This is a genomic window from Bradyrhizobium sp. SZCCT0231 (assembly GCF_018130245.1).
Taxonomy (GTDB): Bacteria; Pseudomonadota; Alphaproteobacteria; order Rhizobiales; family Xanthobacteraceae; genus Bradyrhizobium; species Bradyrhizobium japonicum_F.
In genome coordinates this window covers 438598-451269 of sequence record NZ_JAFCKP010000002.1, presented here as the reverse complement: position 1 = coordinate 451269, position 12672 = coordinate 438598, and the positions used below count along the sequence as shown (strand labels likewise).

Genomic DNA, 12672 nt, shown 5'->3' with positions numbered 1-12672 from the left:
GCTATTTCTTGCGCCAGACGAACAGTCCGGACATCGCATAGTTCCACACCACGCCCATCAGCGCGCCGGCCAGGCCGGCCAGCCACCAGATCGGCTCCTGGTCGTAGACCGAGAAGGCGACGCCGACATTGGCGAGCAGGCCGACGCTGCACACGATGTAGAAGGCGATCAGGCCGCGCAGCAGCGCAAAGCCCTTCAGCCGCTGGTCGCGATAGGTGAGGAAGTTGTTGAGGATGAAATTGCTGGTCATGGCGACGATCGCGCCGGCGGCCTGCGCCTCCGCGAACGGCGCCTTGAACAGCTGAAGCGCGATGAACAGCGTGGTCAAGTGCACCGCGAGGCCGATGCCGCCGACCATCGCGAACAGGATGAAGCGCAGCGAGACGATATCGTTGGTCAGCTTGGCGAAGACGAGACCGAGGAAGTCGAGCGCGACCATGGAATCGAGCTTGCTCTCGCCATGCTGGCGGGCGCCGAAGGTGTAGGGAATCTCGACCGCCCGCAAGCCGCCGTGCGCGGTCGCGACGATGTCGAGCAGGATCTTGAAGCCGTGTACGGAGAGCTTTGGCGCGAGCTGCTCGAAACGGTCGCGGCGGATCATGAAGAAGCCGCTCATCGGGTCTGCAATCTCGACCCGCAGCATCTTCCTGGCGACCTCGGTCGCGAGCGCACTGGCGCCGGCGCGCTGCTTGTTGAAACCTTCGCTCTTGTAGCCCTCGATGTAGCGGCTGCCGACGACGAGGTCGGCCTGATCGCTTGCGAGCAGCAACAGCATCTTGGGCAGCTGCGTCTCGTCGTGCTGGAGGTCGGCATCGATCACGGCCACATAGGGCGCGCTGGAGGCAAGGATGCCCTCGATACAGGCGCCAGACAGGCCGCGCCGGCCGATGCGGCGGACGCAGCGCACGCGGCTGTCGCGCTGCGCCAGCGCGCGCACGACGTCCCAGGTGCCGTCGGGCGAGTTGTCATCGACGAACACGACTTCCCAGGCGACGTTGGCGAGCGTCGCCTCCAGGCGCCGGTACAGCACCATGACGTTGTCGCGCTCGTTGAAGGTCGGGACGATGACCGACAGTTCCGGCCCCTCTTGAGCCTGGTTGTCGACGCCCGGTCTGATCGCTTCATCCATGACGGCAGCGTATATCCGCCGCGTCCTGCGCTGCCAAGCCGGGGTCTGTGGGGAACGGCCGAAAAGGGGCCTTAAAATGCCAACGACCCCGGAACGGCGGACCGCGCGTACATCCGGCGCAGGCCTGAGCTATTCCAAGGTCGTCCCAGCGACGGAGTTCTTCGCTCAACGTCGCCGTTAGGAACTAGATGGGGACGACAATAGCCCTTCGCAAGGGGGGCAGAAACCCCATTTTTCGCGCCCTATTGGTTGGGCACTTCCCGGATGATCGGCCCGCGCGGCGCGGGCGCGGCGGGGGCTGCCGGTGCCGCCGCCGGGGCCGGCTCGACTTTCGCCGGCTTGGGCGGCTTGCCGTACTGGCCGATCGGCCCGAACACGACGGCAACCGCAAGCACGATCGCCGCGACGATCGCCCCCAGAATGCCACCCACCGACTCAGACGACATGCAAGTCCATCCCTGCTCCAGATGGGCCCACTGATACCATGGATGAGCGCGCGGCCGGAAGGCCCCGGGCGAATAGCGAATGGCGAGTAGCGAATGCGGAAGGCCTGCTTTCTCGCCCTATTCGCTATTCGCCACTCCCTACTTCGCCGGCGGCCGGTGCTTGACGAAGGCCATCACGATGTCCTTCTGCGCCGCCTCCACCGCCCTGTTCGCGGTGGCGAGATGGGCGCCGGCATCGATGTTCGGATACTGCGTGGTGAGATAGTCGAGCAGCGCCACCCGGTAATATTGCCGCTCCGATGGACAGGCGCCCGCCACCGAGCGGCCGAAATCCTGCTCCGACAGGCCCTGATTGGAGTCGCGCGAATATTCCCGCGCCAGGCAATGCCAGTAATCGTCGCGGCCCTGCTGGGCAAGCTTCTGTGCGCTTCTCGCGTCGTCGTCATCCGCCAAGGCAGAACATGTCATGGCAGCAGATGTCATCATGACAAGCGCGGCTCCCACCGTCAGCATCCGCATTGTTGTTCTCCTTCTTCGCGGATCGCGAGCTTAGACAGCACGGGCCAACTGGCCAATCACATCTGGTTTGATTAGGATGCAGCCCACCTCCCCCGACGATGCGAGATCCTCCCGTGGCCAAAGCAAAAACCGCGTCAAAAAAATCCGGCAACATCTTCATCGGCATCGGCGGCTGGACCTTCGAGCCCTGGCGCGGCGTGTTCTATCCGGAGAAGCTGACGCAGGCGAAGGAGCTGTCCTATGCCGCCTCGAAGCTGACCTCGATCGAAATCAACGGCACTTATTACGGCTCGCAGAAGCCGGAGAGCTTTCGCAAATGGGCGAGCGAAGTTCCCGATAGCTTCGTGTTCTCGGTGAAGGGACCGCGCTTCGCCACCAACCGCCGCGTGCTCGCGGAGGCCGGCGATTCCATCAAGCGGTTCTACGATTCCGGCGTGCTGGAACTCGGCGATCATCTCGGGCCCGTGCTGTGGCAGTTCGCGCCGACCAAGAAGTTCGACGGCGCCGATTTCGGCAAATTCCTCGAGCTGCTGCCGCGCAAGCTCGACGGACGCGCGCTACGCCATGTGGTCGAGGTCCGGCATGACAGTTTCTGCACGCCTGACTTCATCGCGCTGATCCGCGAGTTCGAGACGCCCGTGGTGTTCGCCGAGCACGGCAAATATCCTGCTATCGCCGATGTCGCCGGCGACTTCGTCTATGCGCGACTCCAGAAAGGCAATGACGAGATCAAGACCTGCTATCCGCCGAAGCAGCTCGATGCCTGGGCCAAGCGCTTCCGGGACTGGGCTTCGGGCGGTGAACCGGACGACCTGCCGAAGGTTGACAAGACGAAGCCGAAGAAGGAGCCGCGCGACGTGTTCGCCTATGTCATCCACGAGGGCAAGGTGCGCGCACCGCACGGCGCCATGGAACTGATCGCGCGGGTGAGCTGAGGATGGTTCATGGCAAAGGCGAAGCAGCTGTTCACCATCGGTTATGAGCAGACGCCGCCCAAGGCGGTGCTCGACGAGCTGGAAGAAGCCGGCGTCAAGCTCGTGGTCGACGTGCGCGCGGTGACGTCGTCGCGCCGGCCGGGCTTTTCCAAGAAGCAGTTGTCAGCGGGCCTCGACGAACGCGGCATCGCCTATGTCCATCTCGCCGCGCTCGGCACGCCGAAGGAAGGCCGCCTCGCCGCGCGCAGCGGCCAATACGACGTGCTGGAGAAGGTCTATTCAAAGCACCTGAAGACGCCGCAGGCGAAAGAAGAGATGGACGAGCTCTCGGCGCTGGTGAAGAAGGCCGGCCCGGTGTGCCTGCTCTGCTACGAGCGCGACCACACCCACTGCCACCGCCAGATGATCGCGGAGATCATCGAGGAGCGCGATGGGGTGACGGTGACGAATCTGGCGGGGCGGCAGGTGTAGCCCTCCTCGTCATTCCGGGGCGCGCCTCTTGGCGCGAGCCCGGAATCCATCGAGCGGCAGGGGTGGTGGATAAATGGATTCTCAGGTGCGCAATTGCGCACCGTAGCTCGCGACTTCGTCGCGCCCCGGAATGACGGGTGGAGAGACTCACCCCTCCCCTGCCAACCTAAACGTTCCCTCCATCATCTGCACGCAGCTGCCGCCGACATGAGCGGAGACGATCTTGCCGTCCTGCTTGCGCACGCGCGTCAGCAGCAGGCTCGGCCGGCCCATGTCAAAACCCTGGCCCACCGTGAGCTTCAACTCGCCATCGCGGGTGGGATCGAGATCGGCGAACAGTGCGGCGGCGGCAACCGTGGCGCTGCCGGTGGCGGGATCCTCGATCAGGCCGCTGGCGCCGGGAAAGAACATCCGCGCCTGGCGCTCGCAGGGCGCCTCCGCTGCCGGCACATCGCGCGTGTAGAAGTAGACCGAGAAAGCGCCGTCGCGCGGCAGCATCCGGCCGAAAGCCGCGGCATCAGGCTTGGCCCGCCGCACGGCCTCGCGCGATCGCACCTCCGCAACCACGAACGGCGTTCCGACCCCCACCACTTGCGGTGCATGATGGTCGGTCCTGATGTCATCCGCCGTCAGCGAGATGCAGGCCGCGACCTCTTCGGCAGGACACTGTGCAAGCCGCGACAGCGGCTGCGGCGCGGTGAGCTCGGTGCTGACCACCCGGCCCTGCTCGCGCACGATATCGATCGGGACCAGGCCGGCCTTCTCCTCGAACAGCAGGCGCGGCTTCGGCTCCCTCGCAAGGCTCGCCAGCACGAAGGCCGTGCCGACATTGGGATGGCCGGCAAAGGGAAGCTCCCTCACCGGCGTGAAGATGCGCACCTCGGCGTCATTGGCCCTGTCGCGCGGCGGCAGCACGAAGGTCGTCTCGGAATAGTTGAACTCGGTCGCGATCGCCTGCATCTGTTGCGTCGTCAGCCCGCCGGCATCGAGCACCACGGCGAGCTGGTTGCCGCCGAAGGCGCGGTCGGTGAACACGTCCACGGTGACGTAGCGGCGCTGCATTTTCGCTTCCCCATGCAAGTCGCGGCCACGACCGGCCGCATCGCGCAGCACTCTACAAGCCAAAAACATCACTCGTCATGCCCCAAAATTCGGAGCAATCGGAGCAATCGCGGAAGGGATTTTAGAAGCGGAAGAGCGGCCACGGCGAGGCGAGCACTTGCGCGCGCTCGCTCTTGTCGACGATCAACGTGTCGAGAAACAGCCGGCTCTTCGCGTAGCTCTGCGTCGCCTCGAATTGGGTGTGCGGCCAGTCGCTGCCCCACAGCAGGCGATCGAGGCCGTAGGCGCCGCGCAGCAGCGGAAAGGCTTGCTTGGCAAAGTCCTCGCCGGCCGCACCGTTGCGGTATGGCGCCGAGATCTTGATCCAGATGCTTCTCGTCGCCCCTAACTTCAGCAGCGACCGGAAACCGGGATCGGCGACGCCGAGCTTCGAATCCGGCAACGTGTAGTGATCGAGCACCACAGTGACTCCGTGAGCAAGCAGCTGCGGCGCAAGCAGCGCGAGGTCGGATGCATTGCGCTGGACCTCTACCTGCCAGCCCATGGCTTTCACGTTTCCGAGCAGCGTCCTCCATTCGCCGGCGGCGAGATCCGGCAGGGGCTGGCCAACGAGATTGAGCCGAATACCGACGACGCCGGCACGATCGAGCACGCGCAACTCGTCCGTAGTCGCCGCGGGATCGACCACGGCGATGCCGCGCAGGCGACCGCCTGCCTGTTTCAGGCACGCGACCAGGTAGGAATTGTCGGTGCCGAGAAAGCTCGGCTGCACCAGCACACCATTGCTCATGCCGCTCCGGTCGAGCTGCTCCAGATAAAGCGCGAGCGGCGCTTCGTAGTCGGGCGCATAGCGCCGGCCCGGCGCGAGCTTGAGACCACGGTGGAAGACGTGGGCATGGGTATCGATCGTCGGCAAGGCCGCCTCACTCCTGGCTGTGGTCGCGGCCATTGCGGCGAGCGATCCGAGGCCCGCACCAAACTGGCGGCGCGTGAGGCCGCGCGAGACGAATGTCATGACGCTTGCTCCCCATTTGCGCGTCAGGCGCGCGTCGCAGAGGCCTGCTCGAACACCTTGCCACGCGTCTCCGGCAGCAGCAGTACCGCGATCAGCACCAGCGAATAGGCAAGGGCCGCATCGATGCCGATCGCAGGTCCAAGCCCGATACGGTCGCTGAGGAAGCCGACAAGGAAGGGGAACGCGGCGGAGACGATGCGGCCGAAATTGTAGCAGAAACCGACGCCGGTGCCGCGCACGCCGGCGGGATAGAGTTCGCTGAACAGTGCCGCCATGCTGGCGGGAATGCCGGCGGAGAAGAATCCGAGCGGAAAGCCGAGCACCAGCATCTCGCCATTGGTCAGCGGCGCGAAGATGTAGATCAGCACAGTGACGATGCAGGCGGAGGCGAAGAGCGCGACATTGGCCCGGCGCCCGATGCGATCGCTGATGATGCCGCTGGTCACGCAGCCACAAAAGAAGGCGACGATGATGACGGCGAGATAGCCGCTCGAGCCCAGCACCGACAGGTGCCGCACTTCGCGCAAGTAGGTGGGCAGGAAGGTGGTGAGCGCGGCATAGCCGCCATGGGCGCCGATACCGAACAGGCCGCCGATCAGCGTCGAGCGCAGCACGTCGCGGTGGAAGATGCCGGAGAGCGTGGCGAAGAATGGTGTCTTCTCCGCCGCGGCCGCACGCGGCGGCTCCTTCAGACCGCGGCGGATGAAGATGATGAGGAGCGCGGGCAACAGCCCGAGCGCGAATAGCAGCCGCCAGCCAATGTCCACCGGCGCGTAGGTGAAGACCAGCGCCGAGAGCAGCACGGCGGCGCCCCATCCCACCGCCCAGGCGCTCTGCACCGAGCCGAGCGCCTTGCCGCGATGCTCGGGCCGGATGATCTCGGCCATCAGCACCGCGCCGCAGGCCCATTCGGCACCGAAGCCGAGGCCCTGGATCGCCTTCAATACCAGGAGCTGGGTGTAGGTCATCGCGAAGGCGCAGGCGAAGGTCGCGAGCGCGAACGTGGCCACCGTGATCTGCAGCGCCTTGACGCGGCCGAAGCGATCGCCGAGCGCACCGCCGAACCAGCCGCCGAAGGCGCCGAAGAACAGCGTGATCGAGCCGAGCAGGCCCGCATCGGCCTTGCTGATGCCGAAGGCTGCGATCAGCGCGGGGATCGCAAGGCCGAACATCTGGACGTCGAGCGCATCCAGTGCCCAGCCGCCAAAGCTTGCCCAGAACGTGCGCCGCTCCAGCGGCGAGCTTTCGCTGTACCAATTCGACATGTTTCCTACCCCTGTACGCGTTATTGTTTGATGACGTTGAAGAGATTGTTTGATGAGTTGAAGAGCCGCTTCACCGAATCTCGGCGTGATAGCGGAAGCGGTCGGCCGGCCCGCGCGACCTGCGCCATTCGATCGGCCGGCGCTCGAGGTCGAGCGCGAGGCGCTCGATCACGATCAGCGGCGCGTGCGGCTCGAGCCTGAGCAGGCGCGCCTGCATCTCGTTGGCGGTCTCGACCGTGAGAATTTCCTCGGCCGAGACCACGACCTCGCCGCAGCACTCCTCGTAGAGCGGATACAGGAGATCGCCGAATTCGGCGGTATCGATTTCCAGAATCTTCGCGAAGCGCGATTGCTGCAGCCAGATCTCTTCCGCGAGCAGCGGCACGTCGTCGATCAGGCGCAGGCGCGACAGACTGATCACGGGCTCGCCGACGGGAATGCGCAGCGCGGACGCGACGGCGGATGTCGCCGGCACGCTTCTGCGGCGAATGATCCGGCTCTTCGGAACACGCCGCTCGCCGCTCTCGGACTGGAAGCGGAAGAAGCGGAACAGCGACGAATTGAACCGCGCGCGGCGCACGAACGTGCCGCGGCCCTGCTGCCGCTCGAGCACGCCGTCGCCGACGAGCTGGTCGATCGCCTTGCGCACCGTGCCGATGGCAACGCCGTAATGCGCAGCCAACTCGGCTTCCGACGGGATCGACTCGCCCGGCCGCCATTCATTGCGGTTGATCCGCGCCGCGAGGTCGTCGCGCAAGCGCTGGTAGCGTGGCAGGCGGTCGTCGAGCGGCGCTGGATTCATATGGTCATATAGATGACTATATGATGCGGGAGTCAAGCGCTACCATGATACCCGACTTGAGCTCACACATGGCGCGGAGACGTTAGCTAGCCCAGCTGAAACACCGGCACTTTCTGCTCGTAACCGCGCACCTCGACTTCGCCGAGCGCGACGGCATCGCTGCCGTCAGCGCCGAGTGCCTCGCGCACGGATGCGGAGATCAACAGCTGCGAGCCGAGCTCCTTGTTCAGCGCCTCGAGTCGCGAGGCGAAGTTCACGGTGTCGCCGATGACGGTGTATTCCTTGCGCCGGGGCGAGCCGATATTGCCGGCGACGACCTCGCCGAAATGGATGCCGATGCCGATGCGAAGCGGCCAGCTGCTCTCTGCGTTGATGCGATCCATTGCCATCAGCATCTCGCGGCCGGCGGCGACCGCGCGGTGCGCGGCATCGGAGGCCTCCAGCGGCGCGCCGAACAAGGCGAGAAAGCCATCACCCAGGAACTTGTTCACGATGCCGCCGTGGCGATCGAGGATGTCCACCAGCACCGCAAAGGCGCCGTCGAGCCGGTGGACCACTTCCTGTGGGCTGCGCGATTGCGCGCCGGCAGTGAAGCCGCGGAAATCGACGAACATCACCGCGACGCGGCGGACGTCACCGCCCCCGCTGGTTCCTGCCGCCATCAGCCGTTCCACCACCTGCGGAGAGACGTGCTGGCCGAACAGGTTCGTGACCCGGTCGCGCGCGGTCGCGGCCGCAATGCTCGCGGCGAACTGGCGGCGCAGCTGGGCGCCGACGGCGCCCGCCAGCACGCCGCAGATCAGGATGACGATGCTACGCACAGCGTGGAAATAGATCAGGGGGTCGCCGGTCTCGTCAGCTGCGTTGTAGTGCAGCGCGACGGACAGCAGCCCGGCTGCGGCCACTAAACCGGTGAATGCAGAGAGCCAGAAGTCGAGCCGCAGGGTCGAGAGGATGAGAAAGATGAAGTACATCAGCGGCACGGCGAAGCCGAGAGCCTGGCTTGGGCCCATGGTCCGGGTTTGCAGAATCAGGATCACCGTGGGCAGCGACGTCTCGATCAGCGCGCCGATATAGCGCCTGATCACCGGCAGATCGCGATCGAGCCGAAGGTTCTTCCTGATCTGGGTGTGGATCCAGACCTCGAACAGGATGAAGCCGCCGAGGAGGCCGTAGACCTCGACAAGCCCTTCCGTTCCGCGCCACACCCGGTTCACCACACTGGGATCGATCAAATAGATCGCGGTGAGCAGCAGCATCATGATGCAGCCCGTCATGATCAGGGCGCGCACCCGCAACAGCTCGGTGCGCAGCATCTCCCGCGTCAGCTCGCGCTCGAAATCCTCCGATAGCACGGCATGATGCCGAGCCTTCCTGCTTGCAAATTTGGCCATTCCACCCCCTCGATTCCGGGGCATTGTGCCTCAATCCAGCGTGCGGCGGAAGCGCGTCACGGCGATGGTCATGGCGAGCAGCATCAGGGCCGCCAGCGCCAGCGCGTCGAAATGCAAATTCTGCATGGTCGCGCCCTTCAGCATGATGGCGCGGACGATGCGCAGGTAGTGGGTCAGCGGCAGGCATTCGCCGAGATATTGCGCCCAGGCCGGCATCCCTGCAAACGGGAACATGAAGCCGGACAGGAGAATGCTCGGCAGGAAGAACATCATCGACATCTGCATGGCCTGGAGCTGGTTCTGCACCAGTGTCGAGATGGTATAGCCGATCGACAGATTGGTGGTGATGAACAGCGTCGAGAGCAGCGCCAGCAGGACGAGGTTTCCGAGCACGGGTACGCCGAACAGACCGACGCCGATGCTGATGATCAGGAAGGCCTGGACGAAGCCGACCAGCACGTAGGGGATGATCTTGCCGAACATCACCTCGACCGGCTTGATCGGCATCGACAGCAGGCTCTCCATGGTGCCGCGCTCGACCTCGCGCGTGACCGACAACGCGGTGAAGATCAGCATTGTCATGGTCAGGATGGTGCCGACGAGGCCCGGCACGATGTTGAGGCTGGAGGCCGCGGCCGGATTGTAGCGGGCATGCGCGCGGATCTCGAACGGCATCTCCGGAGGATCGCCGATATAGAGATCATGCTTGAGCGCAGTCTGCACGACCATGCCGAGCGAGCCGATCGCTGCGCTCGCCGCGACCGGATCGGTGGCATCGGCGGCAACCAGCAGCGCCGGCCTGTCGCCACGCCGCACCGCCCGCTCGAAGCCGCGCGGGATCTCGACGCCGAACAGCACCTTGCCGGATTTCAGCAGGTTGTCGAAATCGTCGACGTCGTGCACTTCATGGATGAAGCGGAAATAGGCGGTGTTCTCCAGCGCCTTCAGGATCGAGCGAGCGAGATCGGAATCCTCCTGGAGCAGCACGGCACTCGGCAGATGGTGCGGCGTGGTGTTGATGGCATAGCCGAACAGCATCAGTTGCATCACCGGCAGCATCACGATCATCGCGAACGAGACGCGGTCGCGCTTGAGCTGGATGAACTCCTTGACCAGCATCGCATAGGAGCGCCGCAGGAAGCCCAAGCGCTCGCGGATTTCGCGTCGTGGAGCGGGATGCTCGACTGCGCTCATTGGAAATTGTCCTTGGAGCGCCCCATCAGCTCGATGAACACGTCTTCGAGCGACGGTTGCGACTTCTGCCAGTGCAGTCCGCCCTTTTCGCGCCAGGGCGCGATGCTGTCTTCGAGCGCAGCGACGTCGCGGCCGGAAACATGCAGTGAGGTGCCGAACGGCGCCACCATGTCGATCCCGGGCTTGCCCGTGAGCGCGGCCCCGAGCCCGTTCAGGTCTTCGCCCGTGACGGTGTAGGTCGTCAGCGCGGATTTTGCGATCACCTCCTCCACCGTGCCGTGCGCCAGCAGATAGCCGTAGGCGATGTACGCGATCTCGTGGCAGCGCTCGGCCTCGTCCATGTAATGGGTCGAGACCAGCACCGTGAGGCCCTCGGCGGCGAGCGCGTGGATCTCGTTCCAGAAATCGCGCCGCGCCTTGGGGTCGACGCCGGCGGTCGGCTCGTCGAGCAGCAAGAGTTGCGGATTGGGCAGCGTGCAGGCCCCCAGCGCCAGCCGCTGCTTCCAGCCGCCGGAGAGCTCGCCCGCAAGCTGCTCCTCGCGCCCCGACAGCCCGAGCCGCTTGATCATGTCGCGTGCGGCACCGCGCGCGTCGGTGAGGCCATAGAGCCGCGCGACGAATTCGAGATTCTCGCGCACCGAGAGATCCTGGTACAGGCTGAAGCGCTGGGTCATGTAGCCGACCTTACGCTTGATCTTCCCGGCATCGCGGCGGATGTCGTAGCCGAGACAGGTGCCCTCGCCGCTATCAGGCGTGAGCAGTCCGCAGAGGATGCGGATGGTCGTGGTCTTGCCCGAGCCGTTGGGTCCGAGGAAGCCGTAGATCGAGCCGCGCTTCACCTGCATCGACAGATCGTGCACGACCTCGCGGCCGCCGAATGACTTGGTCAGGCCCTTGACGTCGATCGCGATGCCGTTGCCGCTGCTCATCGCTTGTCCGCCACCGGTGTCTTCGGGTTGAGATAGACGTCGATCGGCTGTCCGACCCGCAGGGCATCAGGCCGCGAGGGCCGCGCCTGGATCAGATAGACGAGCTTGTTGCGCTCATCGAGGCTGTAGATGACGGGCGGGGTATACTCGGCCGAGGTCGCGATGAAATAGATCTTCGCGGTGAGGTCGGCCGCGCAATTGTCGCAAGAAACGCGCACCGTATCCCCGATCGCAAGCTTGGGCAGCTCGGTCTCCGGCACGAAAAAGCGCAGCTTCATGTTGCCCGGCGGCATGATCGAGAGCACCGGCCGCTGCGCCGCGACCATCTCGCCCTCGCGGAAATAGATCTGCTGGATGGTGCCGGCGACGGGCGCAAAGCCCTTGCGCCGCGCCATCCGCGTCTCCGACGTCGCCACCCGCGCTTCCGCGACGCGCAAGGCGGACACGGCGGAGTCGAGATTGGCCTGCGTGCCCGAGCCGGTCTTGCTCAGCGAAGCGGCGCGGTCATAGGTCTGCTGCGCGTTCGCGAGTGTCGCCTTGTTCTGATTGAGATCGGCGCGCTGGAGATCGTCGTCGACGGAATAGAGGGCATCGCCGACCTTGACCTCCTCGCCTTCGCGGACGTTGAGCTTGGTGACCCGACCCGCCTCGTCCGGGCTGACGAAGATCATGTCGGCCTCGACCCAGCCCTGGAAGCCGGGATCGCGCTTGTCGTTGCAGCCGGCCAGCCCGGCTGCGAGCACGATCGTCAATGCAAGACTGAAAATTGCTTGTGACGACCTCATGTCGTGCTCCGTTCGCCAAAAATCAAATCGAGATGAACGCGCAGCATCTCCTGCGCATCGAGCGGCGCATGCCGCGCAAACAGGCTCTGCCAGATCACCGCGATCATCGCGGGCGCGACCAGGATCTGCGGATAGCGAGCGAGATCCTTTTCGCGGATCTCGCCGCGGGCAATACCGAGCTCGATCAGCGCGCGCATGGCGGCGATCCCGCGCGAGACCACCTCGCGGTAGTAGAAGTCGGCGACCGACGGAAAGCGCGGGCCCTCCGCCACGATCAGGCGCACCAGATCGCCGCGCCTCGTGCCGATCACCTCCTTCAGGAAGTTGCCTGCGAAAGCCTCGATCAGGTCGCGCACCGAGCCCGCCGGCGGCGGCAGCGCGGTCAGCCGAGCGACCACGGGAACGATGACGATGCGCACCAGCTCCTCGAACATCGATTCCTTGTCCTTGAAGTGCAGGTAGATCGTGCCCTTGGCGACGCCCGCCCGCTTGGCGATGTCGTCGAGCCGCGTCGCCGCAAACCCGCGCGCGATGAATTCGTCCATCGCCGCCTCCACGATCGCCGCACGCCGCTCCGCCGCACGCGTGGCGCGGCTCGAGGCAGGCGCCTCCTCGCTGCGAGCAGGCACAGGGTCCTTCGCGCGGGCGCGAGTTGCTGGCGGCAGGGCGGTTTTGGTCGGCTTCCTGGTCATTTGAAATATATGACTGACTAGTCAGTCATCGTCA

At 65.2% G+C, this 12672-nt stretch carries 14 protein-coding genes; 2 read left to right on the top strand and 12 right to left on the bottom strand.

From position 1 onward, the window contains the following. Position 1 precedes the first annotated feature (1 nt). The 3 genes from JQ566_RS09535 to JQ566_RS09525 all read right to left on the bottom strand — a co-directional run bounded on the left by JQ566_RS09535 (position 2) and on the right by JQ566_RS09525 (position 2094). A complete protein-coding gene (locus JQ566_RS09535) occupies positions 2-1129 on the bottom strand; it encodes a glycosyltransferase family 2 protein (protein WP_212371980.1) in 1128 nt (375 codons plus the stop codon). A 242-nt stretch (positions 1130-1371) separates the two neighbouring features. Beyond that, the gene (locus JQ566_RS09530) at positions 1372-1575 is read right to left on the bottom strand and encodes a hypothetical protein (RefSeq protein ID WP_212371979.1); all 204 of its coding nucleotides are present in this window, start codon (positions 1573-1575) and stop codon (positions 1372-1374) included. A 138-nt stretch (positions 1576-1713) separates the two neighbouring features. Further along, complete coding sequence (locus tag JQ566_RS09525) at positions 1714-2094, bottom strand: hypothetical protein (protein ID WP_212371978.1); 381 nt, start codon at positions 2092-2094, stop codon at positions 1714-1716. Positions 2095-2192: 98 nt separating this feature from the next. On the opposite strand from JQ566_RS09525, the gene JQ566_RS09520 reads away from it, so the two are divergent. Together JQ566_RS09520 and JQ566_RS09515 are read left to right on the top strand one after the other, a co-directional pair. After that, positions 2193-3029: a DUF72 domain-containing protein gene (locus JQ566_RS09520; protein ID WP_212371977.1), complete on the top strand. Its 837-nt coding sequence runs from the start codon at positions 2193-2195 to the stop codon at positions 3027-3029. Positions 3030-3038: 9 nt separating this feature from the next. After that, the gene (locus JQ566_RS09515; RefSeq protein WP_212371976.1) at positions 3039-3500 is read left to right on the top strand and encodes a DUF488 domain-containing protein; all 462 of its coding nucleotides are present in this window, start codon (positions 3039-3041) and stop codon (positions 3498-3500) included. A 147-nt stretch (positions 3501-3647) separates the two neighbouring features. Here JQ566_RS09515 and JQ566_RS09510 read toward each other — a convergent pair whose 3' ends face one another. The 9 genes from JQ566_RS09510 to JQ566_RS09470 all read right to left on the bottom strand — a co-directional run bounded on the left by JQ566_RS09510 (position 3648) and on the right by JQ566_RS09470 (position 12638). Beyond that, positions 3648-4562 (bottom strand): PhzF family phenazine biosynthesis protein, encoded by a 915-nt coding sequence (locus JQ566_RS09510; RefSeq protein WP_212371975.1) that lies wholly within the window; start codon positions 4560-4562, stop codon positions 3648-3650. Between the two features lie 121 nt (positions 4563-4683). Then, complete coding sequence (locus JQ566_RS09505; RefSeq protein WP_212371974.1) at positions 4684-5577, bottom strand: amidohydrolase family protein; 894 nt, start codon at positions 5575-5577, stop codon at positions 4684-4686. Between the two features lie 23 nt (positions 5578-5600). Next, positions 5601-6842: an MFS transporter gene (locus tag JQ566_RS09500; protein WP_212371973.1), complete on the bottom strand. Its 1242-nt coding sequence runs from the start codon at positions 6840-6842 to the stop codon at positions 5601-5603. 70 nt (positions 6843-6912) lie between these two features. Then, positions 6913-7644, bottom strand: a complete 732-nt coding sequence (locus tag JQ566_RS09495) for a GntR family transcriptional regulator (RefSeq protein WP_212371972.1) — start codon at positions 7642-7644, stop codon at positions 6913-6915. An 86-nt stretch (positions 7645-7730) separates the two neighbouring features. Beyond that, positions 7731-9038 (bottom strand): adenylate/guanylate cyclase domain-containing protein, encoded by a 1308-nt coding sequence (locus tag JQ566_RS09490; protein WP_212371971.1) that lies wholly within the window; start codon positions 9036-9038, stop codon positions 7731-7733. A 30-nt stretch (positions 9039-9068) separates the two neighbouring features. Then, the gene (locus tag JQ566_RS09485; protein ID WP_212371970.1) at positions 9069-10232 is read right to left on the bottom strand and encodes an ABC transporter permease; all 1164 of its coding nucleotides are present in this window, start codon (positions 10230-10232) and stop codon (positions 9069-9071) included. Further along, on the bottom strand, positions 10229-11161 hold the full coding sequence (locus tag JQ566_RS09480) for an ABC transporter ATP-binding protein (RefSeq protein WP_212371969.1): 933 nt from the start codon (positions 11159-11161) through the stop codon (positions 10229-10231). Before JQ566_RS09480 ends, JQ566_RS09485 begins: the two co-directional genes overlap by 4 nt. Next, entirely contained in the window at positions 11158-11946 is a 789-nt protein-coding gene (locus tag JQ566_RS09475; RefSeq protein ID WP_212371968.1) for an HlyD family secretion protein, read from the bottom strand. Before JQ566_RS09475 ends, JQ566_RS09480 begins: the two co-directional genes overlap by 4 nt. Then, positions 11943-12638, bottom strand: coding sequence for a TetR/AcrR family transcriptional regulator (locus JQ566_RS09470; RefSeq protein WP_212371967.1), 696 nt, complete (start codon positions 12636-12638; stop codon positions 11943-11945). The genes JQ566_RS09475 and JQ566_RS09470 overlap by 4 nt, the downstream gene beginning before the upstream one ends. Between the last annotated feature and the right edge of the window lie 34 nt (positions 12639-12672).

Excerpts from the sequence above, each read along its gene's own strand:
- JQ566_RS09510 (WP_212371975.1), bottom strand. The coding sequence starts at position 4,562 with ATGCAGCGCCGCTACGTCACCGTGGACGTGTTCACCGACCGCGCCTTC.
- JQ566_RS09480 (WP_212371969.1), bottom strand. The coding sequence starts at position 11,161 with ATGAGCAGCGGCAACGGCATCGCGATCGACGTCAAGGGCCTGACCAAG.
- JQ566_RS09470 (WP_212371967.1), bottom strand. The coding sequence starts at position 12,638 with ATGACCAGGAAGCCGACCAAAACCGCCCTGCCGCCAGCAACTCGCGCC.
- JQ566_RS09525 (WP_212371978.1), bottom strand. The coding sequence starts at position 2,094 with ATGCGGATGCTGACGGTGGGAGCCGCGCTTGTCATGATGACATCTGCT.
- JQ566_RS09485 (WP_212371970.1), bottom strand. The coding sequence starts at position 10,232 with ATGAGCGCAGTCGAGCATCCCGCTCCACGACGCGAAATCCGCGAGCGC.
- JQ566_RS09530 (WP_212371979.1), bottom strand. The coding sequence starts at position 1,575 with ATGTCGTCTGAGTCGGTGGGTGGCATTCTGGGGGCGATCGTCGCGGCG.
- JQ566_RS09500 (WP_212371973.1), bottom strand. The coding sequence starts at position 6,842 with ATGTCGAATTGGTACAGCGAAAGCTCGCCGCTGGAGCGGCGCACGTTC.
- JQ566_RS09495 (WP_212371972.1), bottom strand. The coding sequence starts at position 7,644 with ATGAATCCAGCGCCGCTCGACGACCGCCTGCCACGCTACCAGCGCTTG.
- JQ566_RS09475 (WP_212371968.1), bottom strand. The coding sequence starts at position 11,946 with ATGAGGTCGTCACAAGCAATTTTCAGTCTTGCATTGACGATCGTGCTC.
- JQ566_RS09535 (WP_212371980.1), bottom strand. The coding sequence starts at position 1,129 with ATGGATGAAGCGATCAGACCGGGCGTCGACAACCAGGCTCAAGAGGGG.
- JQ566_RS09515 (WP_212371976.1), top strand. The coding sequence starts at position 3,039 with ATGGCAAAGGCGAAGCAGCTGTTCACCATCGGTTATGAGCAGACGCCG.
- JQ566_RS09520 (WP_212371977.1), top strand. The coding sequence starts at position 2,193 with ATGCGAGATCCTCCCGTGGCCAAAGCAAAAACCGCGTCAAAAAAATCC.
- JQ566_RS09505 (WP_212371974.1), bottom strand. The coding sequence starts at position 5,577 with ATGACATTCGTCTCGCGCGGCCTCACGCGCCGCCAGTTTGGTGCGGGC.
- JQ566_RS09490 (WP_212371971.1), bottom strand. The coding sequence starts at position 9,038 with ATGGCCAAATTTGCAAGCAGGAAGGCTCGGCATCATGCCGTGCTATCG.